This is a genomic window from Bradyrhizobium sp. 153 (assembly GCF_023073835.1).
Classification (GTDB): domain Bacteria; phylum Pseudomonadota; class Alphaproteobacteria; order Rhizobiales; family Xanthobacteraceae; genus Bradyrhizobium.
Genome location: NZ_JADPKH010000107.1, coordinates 23,705 through 42,270, shown reverse-complemented (window position 1 = coordinate 42,270; position 18,566 = coordinate 23,705). Strand labels below are relative to the sequence as shown.

The 18,566-nt window shown below is 65.0% G+C and carries 15 protein-coding genes and 3 pseudogenes; 12 read left to right on the top strand and 6 right to left on the bottom strand.

What is annotated here, in order from left to right; translation table 11 throughout:
• The first annotated feature begins 17 nt into the window (after positions 1–17).
• The 4 genes and pseudogenes from IVA91_RS26800 to IVA91_RS26785 form a co-directional block, all read left to right on the top strand.
• Positions 18–1,049: an ABC transporter permease gene (locus tag IVA91_RS26800; RefSeq protein WP_247281379.1), complete on the top strand. Its 1,032-nt coding sequence runs from the start codon at positions 18–20 to the stop codon at positions 1,047–1,049.
• Positions 1,046–1,906, top strand: a complete 861-nt coding sequence (locus IVA91_RS26795) for an ABC transporter permease (protein WP_247281380.1) — start codon at positions 1,046–1,048, stop codon at positions 1,904–1,906. The genes IVA91_RS26800 and IVA91_RS26795 overlap by 4 nt, the downstream gene beginning before the upstream one ends.
• Positions 1,903–3,564 carry an ABC transporter ATP-binding protein gene (locus tag IVA91_RS26790; RefSeq protein WP_247281381.1) on the top strand — a complete coding sequence of 554 codons (1,662 nt, stop codon included), beginning with the start codon at positions 1,903–1,905 and terminating at the stop codon, positions 3,562–3,564. The genes IVA91_RS26795 and IVA91_RS26790 overlap by 4 nt, the downstream gene beginning before the upstream one ends.
• 215 nt (positions 3,565–3,779) lie before the next feature.
• A pseudogene (locus tag IVA91_RS26785) lies at positions 3,780–3,872 on the top strand (ABC transporter permease); the annotation flags it as partial.
• A 95-nt stretch (positions 3,873–3,967) separates the two neighbouring features.
• On the opposite strand, the gene IVA91_RS26780 reads toward IVA91_RS26785, so the two are convergent.
• Complete coding sequence (locus IVA91_RS26780) at positions 3,968–4,717, bottom strand: aspartate/glutamate racemase family protein (protein ID WP_247281382.1); 750 nt, start codon at positions 4,715–4,717, stop codon at positions 3,968–3,970.
• 2 nt (positions 4,718–4,719) lie between these two features.
• Positions 4,720–5,430: a GntR family transcriptional regulator gene (locus IVA91_RS26775; RefSeq protein WP_247281383.1), complete on the bottom strand. Its 711-nt coding sequence runs from the start codon at positions 5,428–5,430 to the stop codon at positions 4,720–4,722.
• 198 nt (positions 5,431–5,628) lie between these two features.
• Between IVA91_RS26775 and IVA91_RS26770 the strand changes: the two genes are divergently transcribed.
• The 5 genes from IVA91_RS26770 to hydA are packed head-to-tail and all read left to right on the top strand — an operon-like array spanning position 5,629 to position 10,406.
• Positions 5,629–6,633 (top strand): ABC transporter substrate-binding protein, encoded by a 1,005-nt coding sequence (locus IVA91_RS26770; RefSeq protein ID WP_247415283.1) that lies wholly within the window; start codon positions 5,629–5,631, stop codon positions 6,631–6,633.
• Positions 6,617–7,468 carry an ABC transporter permease gene (locus tag IVA91_RS26765; protein ID WP_247281385.1) on the top strand — a complete coding sequence of 284 codons (852 nt, stop codon included), beginning with the start codon at positions 6,617–6,619 and terminating at the stop codon, positions 7,466–7,468. The genes IVA91_RS26770 and IVA91_RS26765 overlap by 17 nt, the downstream gene beginning before the upstream one ends.
• Positions 7,468–8,244 carry an ABC transporter ATP-binding protein gene (locus tag IVA91_RS26760; RefSeq protein WP_247281386.1) on the top strand — a complete coding sequence of 259 codons (777 nt, stop codon included), beginning with the start codon at positions 7,468–7,470 and terminating at the stop codon, positions 8,242–8,244. Before IVA91_RS26765 ends, IVA91_RS26760 begins: the two co-directional genes overlap by 1 nt.
• 9 nt (positions 8,245–8,253) lie before the next feature.
• Positions 8,254–8,985, top strand: coding sequence for an aspartate/glutamate racemase family protein (locus tag IVA91_RS26755; protein ID WP_247281387.1), 732 nt, complete (start codon positions 8,254–8,256; stop codon positions 8,983–8,985).
• Positions 8,986–8,996: 11 nt separating this feature from the next.
• Positions 8,997–10,406: a dihydropyrimidinase gene (gene hydA, locus IVA91_RS26750; RefSeq protein WP_247281388.1), complete on the top strand. Its 1,410-nt coding sequence runs from the start codon at positions 8,997–8,999 to the stop codon at positions 10,404–10,406.
• A 42-nt stretch (positions 10,407–10,448) separates the two neighbouring features.
• On the opposite strand, the gene IVA91_RS26745 is transcribed toward hydA, so the two are convergent.
• The 3 genes from IVA91_RS26745 to IVA91_RS26735 form a co-directional block, all read right to left on the bottom strand.
• Positions 10,449–10,901: an acetamidase/formamidase family protein gene (locus IVA91_RS26745; RefSeq protein WP_247281389.1), complete on the bottom strand. Its 453-nt coding sequence runs from the start codon at positions 10,899–10,901 to the stop codon at positions 10,449–10,451.
• A gap of 162 nt (positions 10,902–11,063) precedes the next feature.
• Positions 11,064–12,482 carry a cytosine permease gene (locus tag IVA91_RS26740; RefSeq protein WP_247281390.1) on the bottom strand — a complete coding sequence of 473 codons (1,419 nt, stop codon included), beginning with the start codon at positions 12,480–12,482 and terminating at the stop codon, positions 11,064–11,066.
• Positions 12,483–12,771: 289 nt separating this feature from the next.
• On the bottom strand, positions 12,772–13,266 hold the full coding sequence (locus IVA91_RS26735) for a MarR family transcriptional regulator (protein WP_247281391.1): 495 nt from the start codon (positions 13,264–13,266) through the stop codon (positions 12,772–12,774).
• A gap of 156 nt (positions 13,267–13,422) precedes the next feature.
• Between IVA91_RS26735 and IVA91_RS26730 the strand changes: the two are divergent.
• From IVA91_RS26730 to IVA91_RS26720, 3 genes and pseudogenes are all read left to right on the top strand, one after another.
• Positions 13,423–14,699: pseudogene (locus tag IVA91_RS26730) on the top strand (amidohydrolase/deacetylase family metallohydrolase).
• Between the two features lie 107 nt (positions 14,700–14,806).
• On the top strand, positions 14,807–17,098 hold the full coding sequence (locus IVA91_RS26725) for a xanthine dehydrogenase family protein molybdopterin-binding subunit (RefSeq protein WP_247281393.1): 2,292 nt from the start codon (positions 14,807–14,809) through the stop codon (positions 17,096–17,098).
• Positions 17,095–17,289, top strand: a pseudogene (locus IVA91_RS26720) (FAD binding domain-containing protein); the annotation flags it as partial. The gene IVA91_RS26725 and the pseudogene IVA91_RS26720, both read left to right, overlap by 4 nt.
• 257 nt (positions 17,290–17,546) lie before the next feature.
• Here the strand turns inward: IVA91_RS26720 and IVA91_RS26715 are convergent.
• Positions 17,547–18,407 (bottom strand): alpha/beta hydrolase, encoded by an 861-nt coding sequence (locus IVA91_RS26715; protein WP_247281402.1) that lies wholly within the window; start codon positions 18,405–18,407, stop codon positions 17,547–17,549.
• Positions 18,408–18,566: the final 159 nt, after the last annotated feature.

The window sequence follows — 18,566 nt, the reverse complement described above, 5'->3', positions numbered from 1 at the left end:
GGAGCGCGGCGAAGAGCATGGGCACCATCGGTGCGACTTTGATCCGGACCGGGCGGCGGTTTCTCTCGTCGCTGCCGGCGCTGTTCGGCGTGCTGGTCTTCACTTTCCTCTTGATGCGGGTGCTGCCAGGCGATCCCGCCGTGTTCTTTGCCTCCGGTCCCAGTGCCGGCAACGAGGAGATCGAAGTCGTCCGCAGGCAGCTCGGGCTCGACAGGTCGCTGCCGGAGCAACTCGGCATCTATCTCTACGATGTCGGCCGCGGCAATCTTGGCCGTTCCATGATGACGGGGCAGCCGGTTGCCAAGGACCTGCGGCAGCGGCTGCCGGCCTCGCTCGAGCTGACGCTAACCGCGCTCGTGATCGCGCTGATCGCGGCGGTGCCGCTCGGCGTGCTGGCCGCGCTGCGGCCGAACTCGCTGATCGATCACGGCGTACGGCTGTTCTGCTCGCTCGGCGTCTGCGTGCCGACCTTCGTCTCCGGACTGCTGCTGATCTACGTGTTCTACTATCTGCTGGGTCTTGCCCCCGATCCGACCGGACGGATCGACGTCTTCGCCTCGGTGCCGCCGGCGCGCACCGGCTTCCTGATGGTGGATTTCCTGCTCGCGGGTGACGTCGAGGGGTGGTGGGCCGCGGCGCGTCAGTTGATGCTGCCTGCCTTCACGATGGCGCTGTTCGTGATCGCGCCGCTCGCCCGCATCACCCGTGCCTCGATGCTGGTGTCGCTCGGAAGCGATTTCGTGCGTACCGCGCGCTCGATCGGCCTGTCGCGCTGGCAGATCGTGGTGACCTATGCGCTGCGGAATGCAATCCTGCCCGTGATCACCATCGCCGGCATCGTGTTCTCGACCATGCTCGGTGCCAACGTGCTGGTCGAGAAAGTGTTCTCCTGGCCGGGCGTTGCGTCCTACGCGCTCGATGCGCTGCTGGTCTCCGACTATGCGCCGGTGCAGGGCTTCGTGCTGCTGATGGCCAGCATCTTCGTCGCGGTCAATCTCCTGGTCGATGTGCTCTACGGCATCGCCGATCCCAGGGCGACGGTCGTATGAGCCTGACAGCAACATGGTCGGGGCTGCGTCACACCGTGTGGGTGCTGCGCGGTAACCTCGTTACCGCGATTGCCGCCGCGGCGGCGATATTGCTGGCGCTGGTCGCAATCTTCGGCCCCATGCTGGTGCCTTATGATCCCGTCGCTTCGGACGTGCCGCGTGCGCTGCAGCCGCCGAGCGCACTCCACTGGGCCGGCACCGACCAGCTCGGCCGCGATGTCTTCAGCCGATTGATCGTCGCCACGCGGCTCGATCTCGCCATCGCCGTGACGGCCGTCAGCGTGTCCTTCGTGATCGGCACGGTGATCGGCTCGCTCTGCGGCTATGTCGGCGGCAAGCTCGATCGCGCGGTCGGCCGGTTCGTCGACGTGCTGATGGCCTTTCCGCTCTTCGTGCTCGCCATGGCCATGGTCGCAGCGCTCGGCAACCGGGTCGAGAATATCGTCATCGCGACCGCGATCATCAATCTGCCGTTCTACATCCGCTTCGCGCGCGCGGAGGTCAACATCCGCCGCAATCTCGGTTGGGTGGAGGCGGCGCGCGCCTGCGGCGATGGGCATGTCTCCGTCGTGCTGCGCTTCCTGCTACCCAACGTGCTGCCGGCGATGGCGGTGCAGATGTCGCTCAATCTCGGCTGGGCGATCCTGAATGCCGCGGGCCTCTCCTTCATCGGCCTGGGCGTCAAGCCGCCGACGCCGGAATGGGGCATCATGGTCGCCGAGGGCGCGCGCTTCATCTCGACGGGCAGGTGGTGGTTGGTGTCGTTTCCGGGGCTGGCCCTGATGCTGGCCGTGCTCTGCTTCAACCTGCTCGGCGACGGGTTGCGCGATATCCTCGATCCGCGCATGCGCACATGATGTCGCCACTGCTCGAAATCGACAATCTCGGCGTGACGTTCTCGACGCGGCGCGGGCTCGTCGAGGCGCTGCGGGGAGTCTCGCTGTCGCTCCAGCCGGGTGAAATGCTGGGCCTCGTCGGCGAGAGCGGGTCCGGCAAATCAGTCACCGGCTTCGCGGTCACGGGCCTGCTCGACAAAGCGGGTCGCATCACCGCCGGTCGTGTCAAGTTCAGGGGCCAGGACATTACGCGCGCATCGGGGGCGGAGCTGCGCAACCTGCACGGCGCCAACATGGCGATGATCTTCCAGAATCCGCGCGCCGCGCTCAATCCGATCCGCACCGTCGGTGCCCAGATCGCCGACGCCGTCCTTTCGCATCGGCGGCTCTCGAAGCAGGAGGCGCGGGCCGAGGCGCTGAAGTTGCTGCGCGCGGTGCAGATCCGCGATCCCGACCGGCGGCTGGATGCCTATCCGCACGAGCTCTCCGGCGGTATGTGCCAGCGCGTGATGATCGCGATCGCGATCTCCTGCAACCCATCACTTCTGATTGCCGACGAGCCGACCACCGGCCTCGATGTGACGACACAAAAGGTGGTGATGGACCTCCTGGCGCGCATCGTCGCCGAACGGGGCATGACGACAATCCTCATCACCCACGACCTTGGTCTTGCGGCACATTATTGTCGGCGCGTGGTGGTGATGGAGCAGGGGCGGCTCGTGGAAGAAGGCGCGCCGCAGACATTGTTTCGGGCGCCGCAGCACGCCTATACCAAGCGACTGGTGGCATCGTCGCCGACCGCGACATCGCGTGTCGGCGACCTCGTGCCGGCCGACGAAGCTCTGCCGGTTGTCGAGGTGAAGGACCGGCCGACGCCCGCGCCGGGCACGCCGCCGCTGCTCGACGTCCAGCACGTCGTCAAGCGTTTTGACGATGGCGCCGCTGCGGTAGCGGATTTCTCGATGACCGTGGCGGCGGGCGAGAGCGTCGGCCTGGTCGGGGAGTCCGGCTCCGGCAAGAGCACCACCGCCCGCATGATCTGCCGGCTGATCGATCCGAGCGCAGGCGATATCCTGTTCGACGGCTATTCGATCGCAAAGCTGCCGGCGCGTGATTTTCATCGCTCGCCGCTACGCAAGGAAATCCAGATCGTCTTTCAGGATCCGCACGAGAGCCTCAATCCGCGCTTTACCGCGTTCGACTGCATTGCTCATCCGCTGCTGAGGCTCACCGGCCTGCGCCCCGGCGACGCGCTGCGGTCCCGGGTCGAGGAGTGCGCCGACCGCGTCGGCCTGCCGCGTGAGTTGTTGTCCCGCTTCCCGCATCAATTGTCGGGTGGCCAGAAGGCGCGCATCGGCATCGCCCGCGCCATTGCGTGTCGGCCGCGTTTGCTGGTGCTCGACGAGCCCACTGCGGCGCTCGATGTCTCGGTGCAGGCCGTAGTGCTGCAGCTGCTCGACCGGCTTCGGCGCGAGGACAATCTCGCCTTCCTGTTCGTCAGTCACGACCTCAACGTGGTACGCATGATGTGCAGCCGGACCATCGTGCTGCGCGCCGGTGGCATCGTCGAGCAGGGCGAGAGCCTCGCTCTGTTTGCCAATCCGCAGACGGATTACACGCGCGAGCTGGTCGAAGCTATCCCACACATTGGGTCGCCTGCTTCGCTTCTGCCCGCCTGATTTCCACTTCCAATTCATGGCTATATCGCCCGACAAGAGCCAGGCAGCGGATGCTTGATGGTGTAGGAGCGAGGAACTTTTTCGAAAGGCGGGCTCAGACTAGAATAATTCGCAAAAACGAAAGTCCGGAGAATCTTCTCTTCATTGCGATCGGTTCATAAGTCCTGCCGCCTTCCTGAGCCGCGTGCCGCCATGAAGTGCAGAGAGCTGAGCCATTAGGCCTGTTCCTGCTCTGCACCGTGCCGTTCTGGACCTCGAACATCATCAGGATGATTTCCTGGATTCCGCTGCTCGGCAAGGAAGGATTGAACATCGCGCCGCCGGGCTGCGAATCCCGCTTGTTTGCCTTCGGCCGTATCCTCGAGAACGAATTGGGGTTTTCGTATCGCCGGCCGAAGCTCCCCTAGCGGTCGCGATGCTCGAGCCGGGCGGCGAGCGCGTCGGCAAGGCCGATGGTCGGCTTGGCGGCGGGGCGGCGATACGTTCCCGCCGTTGCCTTGCGCAGGCGCAGCGCATGCAGCGCCTCGGCTTGTTTCACGGAGGCGATGACCTGATCGACCACCGGGACCGGAATCCGCTCGGCGACGCGCTCGGCAAGGCCCGAGAGCGGGGCGCCGGCGAAGATCAGCACATCGGCCTCGTCCTCGATGATGGCGCGCTGGGCGAGCTCGACCAGCACGTCTTCCTTCTCGGTGCCGACCTCGCAGATCGCCTGAAACGGCGCATCGAGCATGCGGATGCCGGCGCACCGCTGCCACAGCCCGTGGGCGCGGACGCATTCCTCGTACCAAGGGCCCAGGGCCTGGGCGAAGGTGACGATGGCAAAGCGGCGTCCGGCCATACAGGCGGTCAGCATGGCGGCTTCCGCCATGCCGATCACGGGGATGTCGAAGGTCTCGCGCGCCGCGAACAGGCCGGGATCGCCGAATGCCGCGATGATTGCGGCATCCACCTTCATGTGCTGCTCTGCCAGCATCTCCAGCGCAATGGCGCCGCCGATCTGCGCTTCGGTACGCGTGGCAATATAGGGCACCCCGCGGGTCGCGGTGCAGGGGATCAGCTCGGTGCCGGAGGAAGCGGCGCGCTGCCCGACTCCCAACATCAACTGAGTGACCTCGGTGCTGGTGTTCGGGTTGAGCAGCAGCAGCTTCATGATTATGCCGCCGTCCGTTTGGCCTGAGAGGCGGCGAGGACTTCGAGCAGCGCCGTGCCGGTGCGCGCGACGTGGGCGCCGAGCAGGCGGCCGGCCGCTTCGCTGTCGCGTGCCTCCAGCGCGGCCAGGATGTCCGCGTGCTCGTCGACCGAATTGCTCCAGCGCCTGTTCGCGCCGAGCGCGAGATAGCGCGCGCGCTCGGCGCGGGAGATCAGCGTCTCGTGGGCTTCGCGCAGCGGTGTGTTGCGGGCCATGCGGACGATGGTGTTGTGAATCTCGCCGTTGATGGTGAAATAATCGTCGAGCTTGCCGTTGCGGTGATGACCCTCCATGCGGGTCTGAAGCGTGCGCAGGCGGGCGAGGTCGCGCTCGGTGGCGCGCTCCGCGGCGAGCTCGGCGGCGAGCCGCTCGATGCCGGCGAGGGCCTCGAACAATTCCGAGATGCCGTCCACCGCGATATCGGCAATGCGCGGGCTGCGATTGGGACGAAGCTCGATCAAGCCTTCAGCCGCCAGCACCTTCATCGCCTCGCGCAAGGGGGTGCGCGACACGCCGAGCTCCTTCGACAGCTTCGTCTCCTGGGTTTGCGAACCCGGTGGCAGCTCGCCGCGAATGATCATCGCCCGCATCCGCGCCGCGGCACGCTCGTGCAGGCCCGTCCGCTTGAGTTTGGGCGACTTTCGTCCCTTTGGCGCTTCCGATTTTGGCTGCACGCGTGCCTCACTTCTCACGTTGATCTTAGCCGTTTCCGGCCCTTTGGCCTGCTCAAAATATCGACGCATCTCGCTGAAAACAATGGCATAGCGCGCAAATTGTATGCAGCATGCAGAAACTGGATTGCGTTGTGGCTAAGGGCGGCGGATGATCGTTTCTGACGCGCGAGATCCCGCGCATTCGAAACGGAGCAGGTGATGCGGACGAGTTTGCGACTGGGCCTCGTGGTGATGGCGGCAATGCTTGGCGGAAGCGATCTCGCCTCCGCGCAAGCCGCGAAGATCAAGCTCGGCTACGCCAAATGCGCGCACTGCCTGCCGATGTCGCTGATCCCGGGGATGGCGAAGGGCGTCGAGGTCGAGGCCACCGGCTTCAACTCCGGCAATGACGTGCTCACCGCCCTGGTCTCGAAGAGCATCGACGTCGCGCAGGTGACCTATCTCCATTACATCACAGCGCTCGACAAAGGTTTCGACGTCGTCGCCGTCTCAGGCCAGATCAATGGCGGCTCGGAATGCCTCTCCTCCGTGAAACTGAACCTTCCCCCTGAGGACTGGGCGACGTTCAAGACGACCGTTGCGAAGGCGAAGGGCGACGGTCAGCCGCTCAAGATCGCGGCGTCCCGCGGTAATGCCCAGGACATCCACATGCGCGGCGCATTCCTCAAGCAGGGCGTCGATCCCAACAAGGACATCCAGTTCATCAACATCCCCAATCCGTCAGATCATCTCGCCGCGCTCCAGCGCGGCGAGGTCGACATGATCTGCTCGGTCGAGCCGTTCGCCTCACAGATCCGGCTCGCCGGCGCCGGCAAGCATTTTGTGCTGCCGTATGAGCAGGCTGCGGGAAATCTCACGAATCTGATCGTCACGCGTTCGGATGTGATCGCGAGTCAGCGCGCCGGCGTCCAGGGCGTCGTCGGCGCCGTGGTCGAGCTCGACAACAAGCTGATCGCCGACAAGGCGCCATGGGTCGAGGCCATCAACAAGCTCACCGGCCTCGACAAGACTGTCGCGACTGAGGCGCTGAAGAATGCCTCGCCCGATCCCGCGATCCATCGCTCGCAAACGCTGGCGATTGCCGCGATGATGCGTGACCTCAAATACATTTCGAAGGACGTTTCCGCGGACGCGGAGAAGAACATGGACTATTCGTTCCTGGAGCAGGCCACCGGAAAAGCCAAGAATGACCTCGGTTACTGACGTCTCGCCGGTCAGGCCGGCGTTTCGGCTGACGCGGGCATTCCAGGGGCTCGAACGCCTCGTTGTGCCTGCGCTGCTGATCGCGGGCTGGGAGGCCTTTGCCCGCAGCGGCATGCTTCCGCCCGCGCTGCTGCCGGCGCCCAGCGCGGTGCTGCATGCGCTCGGCGATTGGGTGTTCGGCTTCGACGAGACCACGCAGACCTATTCCGGGCACTGGCTGCGCGACGCGCTTGCCAGCGCGCTTCGCGTGTTCGGCGGCTTTGCGCTGGCGAGCCTCCTCGGCATCCTCGCGGGCGTCGCGATCGGCTGGTCGCGCTTGTTCGAGAAGACGCTGGAGCCGACGCTGCAGATGCTCCGCCCGATCCCGCCGGTGTCCTGGATCCCGCTGGCCATCATCTGGTTCGGCATCGCCGACAAGCCCGCGATCTTCCTGGTCTTCCTCGGCGCCTTCTTCCCGGTGCTGATGAACAGCATCCATGGCGTGAAGACCGTGGATCACAATCTGGTCCGCGCCGGTGCGATGATGGGCGCCAATGGCCGGCAGATGCTGACCGACATCGTGCTGCCGGCGGCGCTGCCCTCGATCTTCGCAGGGCTACGTATCGCGGTCGGCTCGGCCTGGATGCTGACGGTCACGGCCGAGATGGTCGCGGTCAAGAGCGGCCTCGGCTACGTGCTCTGGGATTCCTACTACTTCCTGCGCTACGACATCGTGCTGGCTGCGATGATCTCGATCGGGCTGCTCGGCTATCTCTCCGACCTCGGGCTCAAGGCGATCATGGCGCGCACGCTGCGCTGGCAGCAGACGACCACCGTGCAGGGCAGGGCGCGCTGATGGCGGCAATCGAGCTTCGCAACATCGTCAAGGTGTTCTCGGACAAGCGGCGCGGTCGCGACCTGCTGACGCTGGACAACATCAATCTCGACATCGAGGCCAACGACTTCGTCTGCTTGCTCGGCCCTTCCGGCTGCGGCAAGTCGACCCTCCTCAACATCATCGCCGGATTCGAGCAGGCGACCTCCGGCCGCACGCTGGTCGACGGCAAGCAGGTGGAGCGCCCGGGCTCGGACCGCGGTGTCGTGTTCCAGCAGCCGACGCTGATGCCGTGGCTGACGGCGATCGACAACGTCGCCTTCCACCTCAAGCTGAAGGGCGTCGCCAAGACCGAGCGCCACGACCACGCCATGGAGTTCATCGATCTCGTCGGCCTGCGCGGCTTCGAGCATCATCATCCCTCCGAAATGTCGGGCGGCATGAACCAGCGGGTCGGCATCGCCCGCGCGCTGCTGATGAACCCGAGCGTGATCCTGATGGACGAGCCGTTCGCTGCGCTGGATGCCCAGACCAAGCTCGAAATGCAGGAGGAGCTGGTCGCGATCTGGCAGAAGCGCCGCTGCACCATCGTGTTCGTCACCCACAGCGTCGACGAGGCCCTGGTGCTCGGCAACAAGATCGTGGTGATGACCAGGCGGCCGGGCCGGATCCGCGAGGCCGTCAATTTCGATCTGCCGCGACCGCGTGACATCACCAGCCCCGAATTCAACGACGCCAAGCGCCACATCCTGGCTTTGATCCGGGAGGAGTCGACGCGGCTTGCGCAGGCGTCGTAAGGTATCGCCATGCGCAAGCGTCTCGGCATGATCACGCCGTCCTCCAACTCGGTGCTCGAGCCCGTCACCAGCGCCATGCTGCATGGCGTGGCTGATGTCACCGCACATTTCTCGCGCTTTCGCGTCACCGAGATTGCGCTCGACGCCGCTGCGCTGAGCCAGTTCGATGCCTCGGTGATGCTGCCGGCCGCGGACCTGCTGGCCGATGCCAAGGTCGACGCGATTGCCTGGAATGGCACTTCCGCAAGCTGGCTCGGCGTCGGCCGCGACCGGAGCCTGTGCGAGGCGATTACGGCTCGCACAGGCAAGCCGGCGACGACGTCGACGCTCGCCTGCATCGATGCCGCCCGCGCGCTCGGCGCCAAGCGCGTCGGCCTGGTCTCGCCATATACGGACGATGTGCAGCGGCGCATCGCCGACGTCTGGGCCGAGGAGGGGATCATCCCGCACGCCGAGCGGCACCTCGGCCTGCGCGACAATTTCTCCTTTGGCGAGGTCGCGCCGGCGACCATTGCGGACGTGATTCGCGCCGTGGCGGCGGAGGGGGCAGATGCGATCGTCATCCTCTGCACCAATCTCGATGGTGCGGCGCTTGCGGCCTCGCTCGAACGGGAATTGGATGTCGCTGTTCTCGACTCGGTCGCGGTCACGTTGTGGCGGACTCTCGGCCTCGCCGGCGGCGACATCAGGGCCCTTGCGGGGTGGGGCCGCATATTCCAGACATCAGCGGTCATCAAGTGACGGAGGCGCAAGTGATGCAGTTCGATCTCGCCATTCGCGGCGGCACCATCGTGACCGCCAGCGACGAGTTTCGCGCCGATATCGGCATTCGCGACGGCCGCATCGTCAGCATTGCCGATCGCATCGAGGGTGCCGCGCGCGAGATCGACGCGACGGGCCTGTTGGCACTGCCGGGCGGCATCGACAGCCACGTCCACATCTCGCAAGCCTCTGGCCCGGACGTGGTGATGGCCGACGACTTCGCCTCAGCGACGCGCGCGGCGGCTGCCGGCGGCAACACCATGGTGCTGCCCTTCGCGCTACAGGAGAAGGGCACCTCGCTGCGCACCTGCGTCGAGAACTACCGCAAGCTCGCCGAAGGCGAATGCTATATCGACACCGCGTTCCATCTCATCATCTCCGATCCGACCGCGGTGGTGCTCGGGCAGGAGCTGCCGGCCCTGGTCAAGGACGGCTACACCTCCTTCAAGGTGTTCATGACCTATGACGACCTCGTACTCAGCGACAAGCAGCTGCTCGAGGTCTTCGAGGTCGCCCGCCGCGAGCAGGCGCTAGTGATGGTCCATTGCGAGGGCTATGACGCCATCCGTTTCCTCACCAATAAGCTCGAGCGCGAGGGCCACATTGCCCCTTACTATCACGGCGCCTCGCGGCCTCAGGCCGTCGAGCGCGAGGCGACGCATCGCGCCATCAGCCATGCCGAGGTGATCGGCGTTCCCATCATGATCGTGCACGTCTCCGGCCGCGAGGCGATGGAGCAGGTGCGCTGGGCACAGCAGCGCGGATTGCCGGTGCATGCGGAGACCTGCCCGCAATACATCACGCTGACGGCTGATGACATGAAGGGCCTCAACATGGACATTACGGGCGCGAAATATGTCTGCTCGCCGCCGCCACGCGATGTCGAAAGCCAGCAGGCGATCTGGGAGGGCATCACATCAGGCGTGTTCCAGACCTTCTCGTCCGATCATTGCCCGTTCCGCTACGACGATCCCAAGGGCAAGCTGACGCCGAACGCTCGTACCTCGTTCCGCTGGGTCCCGAACGGCATTCCCGGCGTCGAGACCCGGCTGCCGATCCTGTTCTCGGAAGGTGTTTCGAAGGGCCGCATCACCTTGCAAAAATTCGTCGAGCTGACCGCAACCAACCACGCCCGCATCTACGGCCTCTATCCGCGCAAAGGCTCGATCGGCGTCGGCTTCGATGCCGATATCGTGCTGTGGGACCCCAAGCTCAAGAAGAAGATTCAGCAGGCCGATCTTCACCACGGCTCGGACTATACGCCCTGGGAAGGCTTTGATGTCACCGGTTGGCCCGTCACCACCATTGCCCGCGGCCGGATCGTGTACGACCAGGGCGAGATCGTCGGCGACAAAGGCTCGGGTGAGGTGCTGAGCCGCGGCAAGTCGAGCCTGATCTGACCAGGCGCGCTCTCGCGGCGCCTGGTCGAGCGAAGGACGCGGTCAGGGCATGCGGGATTTTGCCAGGACGCAGTGGCCGCCCTTGTTGCCGTCGACCATCTGCGTAACTCTGAGATCGGCGGCGATCGAACACAGCGTATAGGCGTCCTGCGCGCTGAGGCCGCTCCTCTCGCGGATCAGCGCGATCATGTCGCGCAGCGCCGCCTTGGCCGCATCCTCGAGGTCTTCATTGAACCCCATCGCGATCCAGTCGACTGCGGTTTCCGCGCGCGGGGAGGCGAGGCGAAGATCGCGCCGGACGTGGAATTCGACGGTGCCGGTGAGCGCGGCCTTGATCGCCGTCAGGCAGACCTCGCAATCGCCCTGGAGCGCATGGCCGTCGCTGGCGGAGAACAGCGCGCCCAGCACGAAGACGGGAAAGTAAAGCGTGCTGCCAGCGCCGAGCTCCTTGTTGTCCATGTTGCCGCCGAATGCCCGCGGCTCCTTCGAGGACATCCGGCCTCAGCCCGGCGGCGAGGCGACGCCGAAATTGCCGTGGATAGCGGCAGCTCCTCTCCCCAGGGTTACGCGCGCGGTCGTCCGTCCCAGAGCCCCCACTGGATGTTTCCGGGAATGGATCGCAGAACGTAGTCCATGAATCGACCGTCACTGCCGCTGCTATCTGCCTGCGCCGCTCGCAACGATGGAGGAGGGTGAGGTCGAGAGCTTGCCGAGCCCGAGATAGACGAAGCCCGAGACCCCGATGCCGAATAGCCAGCTCAGGTCGGCACCGCCGAGCAGGTTGATCGAGATTGGCCCCTGCAGCGCGCCGACGAGGCCGTCTTCAACCAGCCATCCGGCAACGAGGCCCGCAAGGAAGGCGATCATGCCGGCCCAGTTGATGTCGCCATAGGCGCTGGTCTCCGGCGAGCGATAGAGCTCGGCGATGTCGATCTTGCCCTTCCGCTTGATGAAGAAGTCGGCCAGCACCACCCCGGCCCACGGGCTCATCCATAAGAGCAGGCTGATCATCCAGTTGTCGAACGCTTTTGCGAAAGACGGCGCGAAGATGAAATACAGCGTAACCAGATAGCCGGCGATGCCGACGATGACGGTAAGCCAGAAGCGCGAGAACTTCAGCCCCGCGCTCAGCGCTGCCAATGTCGCCGAATAGACGTTGAGGATATTGGTGGCGATCGGGCCGTGCAGCACCATCAGCAGGACGAGGATGCTGACGGGCCCGCCGAACACCGCGCTGACCATTTTTGCAGGATCGGTGTCCAGCGTCGTCGAGGCGATGGTCGCGCCGAGGATGCCGAGCCAGACCGTCGGCACGAACATGCCGACATAGCTGTACCAGAACACGGCCTTCGACGACGTGCTGCGCGGCACGAAGCGCGAATAGTCGGAGGCCCAGGTCACCCAGGAAATGCCCCAGCCGACCCCGATCGCGGTCGTCAGCAGCGTCAGCATCGCCAGATGTGCACCCGGAGGCAGCGAGGTCGTCAAGTTCCAGTTGACGACACCCGGGCGCGTCCATGCCAACACGCTCATCAGCACCATGATGGCGATGGTCGGCGGTACCGTGTACTTTTCGAAGGTGCGTATCGCGTAGAAGCCGTAGATTCCGATCAGGACCTGCGCGGCCATGACCAGCGTGATGACGACGATCTCGACCGCCCAGGTGTCGGGAATGCCGAACTGCCCGAGGATGCCCATCGACACCTTCACCGGGAAATAGGTGTTTACCCCGATCCAGCCCAGCGTCATCAGGAACATCAGGATGCTCGGCAGATAGGCGGCGCGGACCCCGAACGCGGACCGGCTCAGCACCATCTGATTGACGCCGGTCTTGTGCCCCATCACCGTGAAGGTCGCGAAGATCGCGCAGCCGACGATGTTGCCGAGCACGATGACCGCGATCGTCTCCATCAGGCCAAGCTTGAGGATGATGCCGAGCGCGCCGAGCGCCCAGTTCACCGGCGCGATGTTGGCGCCGGCCCAGATCCACATCTGCTGCGGCCCGGTTGAGTCCCGGTCCGCATCGGGAATTGGCTCGATGCTGTGAAGATCAGCGCGAAGTTCGGAATCCGTCATGACATTCCCCAATACGAAGCACGCTTCGCATCCTCGCAGCATAAATCGTGCCATCGGTTGTGGCCGGCCGGAGCAGGGCCTGCATCGATGCCGGATGGAGCCTCGCTTGCGTCGGATTGCTGTTGGATTCTCAAGCGCGCCTCGACCTCACGTGTAAGTTGGCCGCCGGAACTACGAGGTGGCGATCCTCTGCGCGAGCCAGTGGGCGAGAGGCAAGGGACGTTGCATGGCTGAGCAGCGGGTACGATGATAAATTGAGCAGCCCAACTCAAAAGCGCAGCAACTGCGTCTAATCGAATAAGGCAGTGGCACTGTCGCGACTGGGGTGGCCGGCCACGATGCGCTGCATCATTTCGATGAACTGCGCCTGTTCCCGATCGCTGAGATCCCCCAGCGTTGCCCGATGCGCTCGTCGCGCCGCGCCCTCGATCTTGACCAGTAAGGCTGCGCCGGCCGGCGTCAATCGGCACAGGCGCGCCCGTCGATCGTCCTTGTTGACCGCGCGCTCGATCAGGTTTCGTGCCGCGAGACGTTTCAATGCGCCGGTCGTGGTGGTGCGGTCGAGGGCTATATCGGCCGCCAAAGTGGTCTGATCGGCGATTTCACGCACCGCCAATGCCGTGAGAAGGCTGTATTGCAGCGGCGTGACCTCGAACGCGCCGCAGGCCTCCTGAAACAGTGCTACGTGAATCTGGTGCAGCCGGCGGATCAGATATCCGGGTCGTTGCGACAAGGGCCAAGGGCGGTGCCTGCTCCCGCCGCGACGTGTCTTCGCCTGCCGCAATGCACGCTCTCCCAATCCAAATCCCTGCCGCGCTTAGCTCGATTCGAACCCGCTCGCCACCTCCGGATCATGGCACGGAGTTTGCTTCATCCAAAATGCGAAGCATGCTTCGTAATTGGGCGATGCTGTCGCTCGTTCAAGGAGAGGAGAGCGCCCATGTCCGTTACTGCCAGCTTCGACCTTCTGCTGCGAGGCGGTCGCGTGATCTGTCCGGCTTCCGGCGTTGATGGCATCAAGGACCTCGCTATCCGCAACGGCAGGATTGCAGCCGTCGCGTCCGACATTCTGCCGACCAGCGCCAAGGAGGTCGTCGACGTCGGCGGCAAGCTGGTGCTACCCGGGCTGATCGACACCCACGCCCATGTCTATCAATATGTCTCCGGCCGCTTCGGCATGAATCCCGACATGGTCGGCGTGCAGTCGGGCGTGACGACGCTGGTCGACCAGGGCGGCCCGTCCTGCATGACGCTGCCCGGTTTTCGTCACTTCATCGCGGAGCCCGCGGCCTCACGAGTTTATGCCTTTCTGTCCGCCTACCTCGTCGGCGGCCTCGAAGGGCACTTCTATCCGCAGCTCTACAGTCCCGATGGCGTCGACATTGACGCCGCGGTCAAGGCGGCGACGGCCAATCTCGACATTGTACGCGGCATTAAGGCGCATGCCGAGATCGGCGGTTTCGCGCGCTGGGGCATTCGCGTCATCGAGATGGCGGCGGAGATCGGCAGGCGCGCGGATCTTCCGGTCTACGTGCATTTCGGCCAGCTCTGGGGCCTGCCCGAAAGCGGCGCCAATGGCGAGGATGCCGACACGATTCTTACGCGCGTGATCCCGCTCTTGCGTGAAGGCGATGTTCTCGCTCATCCGTTCACGCGTCATCCCGGCGGCTTCGTCAACGCGAGGGTGAGGTGCATCCGGTGATTCAGGCCGCGCTCGACCGCGGCCTGAAGGTCGATGTCGGTCACGGTAGCCACTTCTCTTACCGGCTCGCCAAGAAGGCGATTGCCGCCGGCATCATTCCGACCACGCTCGGCGCCGATATTCACGGCTACAACACGCATGTGCCCGCGCCGGCCGGAACGCCCGACCAGCACGAGGACGAGGAGAACCATCCGTTCGCAGGACAGGCCAAGTTCAGTCTGGTGCAGGCAATGAGCTCGATGATGGCGCTCGGTCTGTCGCTGGAGCAGGTAGTGCCGATGGTCACCTCCAATCCCGCAAAGATGCTTGGCCGCAGCGAGGAGATCGGCGCGCTCAAGGTCGGCATGGGTGCCGACATCTCCGTGCTCACGGAGAAGAACGGCCGGTTCGTCCTGAAGGACAACGAGAAGAACGAGATCATCGCCGACCGCCTGCTGCAGCCGGCCTTCTGCCTGCGCGCCGGCACGCGCTTCGACGCGGTCGCACCGATCCTGCCGCAGGCCGTCGCGGCATAAGGCCGTTGGTGAGGGAGAACGCCGGCGTGCGCAACGAGCGAGAGTTTCCTTGCAAGTCCGGGCAGGGCGTTGGCGCACGGTTGCCGCGGAAGGAGGATGACCGCCTGATGCGCGGCCGCGGCCAATACGTCGCCGACATCAGGCTCGCGGGCCTTCAGGACGTCGCCTTCGTGCGCAGCCCGATGGCGCATGCGCGCATCTGCGGCATCCACGTGCCCGAGCGTTATCGCGGCAGCGTGTTCACGGCGGCCGATCTCGTCGGGATCAAGCCGATCCGCGCGGTATCGGGGCTGCCGGGCTTCAAGATATCCGAACAACCGGTGCTCGCCACCGGCAAGGTGCGCCAGGTCGGCGAGCTCGTTGCGATGTGCCTTGCGCCAACGCGCGCCGAGGCCGAGGATATCGCGGCCTCCGTGACGCTCGATCTGGAGGAGCTGTCCGCGGTCACCGACATGCTGAAGGCGCGCGAGCCCGGCTCGGCGCTGGTGCATGAGCATTGGGGCGACAACGTCTTCCTCGAGACTAATTACGAGGTCGACATCTCCGCCGCGCTCGATGCGCCGATCAAGGTGACACGCGAGATCTCGACGGCGCGGCAATGCATGTCGCCACTGGAGGGCCGCGGCGTGGTTGCGACCTTCGACCGACGGCTCGATCAGCTCACGCTGCATTCCGCGGCACAGATGCCACACATCACCCGCAGCGGCCTTGCCGAATCCCTCGGCATGGAGGAGGGCCAGATCCGCGTCATCTCGCCCGATGTTGGTGGCGGCTTTGGCCACAAGGGCATTCTGCTGCCGGAAGAGGTCTGCCTGTCCTGGCTGACCATGCGTAACGGCCATCCCGTGCGCTGGCTGGAAGATCGCCGCGAGCATCTCGTCGCCAGCTCCAATTGCCGCGAGCATCATTACAGGATCACGGTCTATGCGGACCGTGACGGCACGCTGCGCGGCATCGATTGCGAGGCGACCGTGGATTCCGGGGCCTACTCGTCCTATCCGTTCTCGGCCTGTCTCGAGGCCGCGCAGGTCGCGAGCATTTTGCCCGGCCCTTACAAGATGCCGGCCTATCGCTGCCGCACCTTCTCGGTTGCTACCAACAAATGCCCGATCCTGCCGTATCGCGGCGTCGCGCGCACCGGCGTCTGCTTCGCGCTGGAGCTGATGCTTGATCTCGTGGCGGCCGAAGCCGGGCTCGAGCCAGGCGAGGTGCGGCTGCGCAACCTGGTGCTGCCGGAACAGATGCCGTTCGACAACATCACCAGGAAGCACTTTGACAGCGGCGATTACCCCGAAGCGATGCGGCGCGCGCTCGCCGCCATCGACATCGACTCCATTCGTGCCAAACAGAGGCTGGGCGAGGTTGACGGACGCCGCATCGGCGTCGGCGTCTCCATCTATTGCGAGCAGGCGGCGCACGGCACGTCGGTCTATTCCGGCTGGGGCATCCCCATGGTGCCAGGTCACGAGCAGGCCTCGGCACGCTTGACGCCGGACGGCGGCCTCGAATTGCGCGTCGGTGTGCATTCGCATGGGCAGGGCATGGAAACGACGCTTGCCCAGGTCGCGCACGAGATCCTCGGCGTCGACGTTGCAAAGATCCGCATCGTCCTCGGCGACACCGCGATGACGCCCTATTCGACCGGAACCTGGGGCTCACGCTCTATGGTGATGGCCGGCGGCGCGGTGGCGACGGCTTGCCGCGAGCTCGGCGAACGCGCAAGGCGCATCGGCGCCAAGCTGTTGCAGCATGACCCCGCCTCGGTGGTGTTGCAGAACGGCGAGGTACGTGGCGTCAACGGCAGTGTCAGCCTGAGGGCGATCGCCCACGCCTGGTATCGCCGTCCGCAAGACTTGCCGGCCGACGTCGATGCCGGCGGGCTGGAGGTGACGCAAGGCTACAAGCCGGTGCGCGACAGCGGCACCTTCAGCTATGCCGCGCATGCGGCCGTCGTCGCAGTCGATCCTGATCTCGGCGTAGTCGAAATTCTGGATTATGTGATCGTCGAAGACGGCGGCGTGCTGGTCAATCCGCTCGTCGTTGACGGCCAGATCTATGGCGGTCTGGCGCAGGGCATCGGCACCGCGCTCTACGAGGAGATGCCATTTGATGCCTCCGGCCAGCCGCTGGCGACGACGCTCGCCGACTATCTGCTGCCGGGCCCGACCGAGGTTCCGGCGGCGCGCCTGGACCACATGGAGACGCCGTCGCCTTACACGCAGTTCGGCGTGAAGGGCATCGGCGAGGGCGGCGCGATTGCGCCGCCGGCCGCCATCGCCAACGCGGTCAACGACGCGCTGCGTCCGCTCGGCGTCGAGCTGATGCAGTCGCCGATCACGCCGCATCGCCTTGTCGAAGCCGTGCTGGCTGCACGCGCGGCCGAAAGGAGCGCGGCATGAAACCGGCACCCTTCAGTTATGAGCGTCCGCGCGATCTCGACGCCGCGCTGTCGATGCTGGCCGCAAGCCGCGGTTCGGCAAAGATCATCGCCGGCGGCCAGTCGCTCGGACCGATGCTCAATCTGCGGCTGGTGCAGCCGGAGCTGATCGTGGACATTTCCGGCCTGGCTGAGCTCAAGCGGGCCGTGGTCATCAGCGGCGGCAAGGGCTCGCTGGCCGGGCCCGTCGTCGGTGGTCTGATCTTCTGCGGGCTGGCCGAGCCCGCCATTGCGGCTCTACCCGGTGCGGATCACGGGTGAGCAGGTCTGGGTTGATACGGGGATGCGACAGTCAGAGCGATGATGGCATTGTGCCGGTGTTTTGCCCGACGTGTCAAATCCATGGGTGGTGCAAATTAGTCCTGAGAAAACAACGGCATTCTACTGTGCATGGGGTTGTTTTCGCAGTTTTAGTTCAGCAGCGCCTGCGCGGCCTCCACCAGAATGCCGTCAGGCCGCCGCAGCGCCTCCAGAATAGTGAAGTGATCGGCGCCTGCGACCTGGATGAGTTGTCCCGGCGCTTTCGCGGCCGCGCGCTTCTCATGGAAGTTGATCGAATCCAGCACCAGTGCCGGTAGCTCGCTGCTGCCATAGGCGATATCGAGCCGCTTGTTTGTTACGGGCAGGCGAAGCGGCGAGAGCCTGGCGATTTCCTCGTCCGTCAGCTTCAGTGCGTCGTTGAGCCAGGTGTCGCGGATCGGCGCGAGATCGTAGACGCCCGATAGCGCCAGCCCTGCATGGACGCGCGGATGATCCAGCGCCATCGCAACGAGCTGCGCGCCTGCCGACCAGCCCGACAGCACGACCGGTCCGGCAATGCCGTAGGAGGCACCGTGCGCCGCGATCCAGTCGAGCGTCCGCGGGATCTCGGCGACGATGTCGGTGAGGGACACCTCGGGCGCCAGCGAATAGCCGGGAATGGCGACCGACCAGCCATGGGCGGCGATGCCTTCGACGAGCATGGCGAACAATTCGCGCGAATTGCGCTGCCAATAGCCGCCATGCAGGAACACCAGGCAGGGCGCCTCAGGCCCGGCGGCCGGGTAGAGATCGATCTTGTTGTTCGCCCGCTGACCGTAAGCCAGATCGAGATGGGATTTCAGCGTGCTTCGCAGCCGGCTGGAGGTTTCGTTCCGTTCGGCGATCAGGGCCGTGCTGTTCTTGACGGCGGCGTTGTTGTCGTAGGCGGCGTCGCGTTCTGCCTGGGACAGCCCGGACCATGCGGAACGGGGATCGAGCGGTCGACCTGTCGAATGAGCATTCTCAATCATAATCACTCCGATACGGCCCTGGATGGCACCCTTGTCCAATTTGGGCCGGCTATTCACCGACAATTGAGGTGTTGGACCAGCCGTGTTCAGATTGGACGAGGCTGCCTCGGACTATGCCATGCGGGATCATTGTTGCCTTCTCTTGTCGGCCCCACGTTA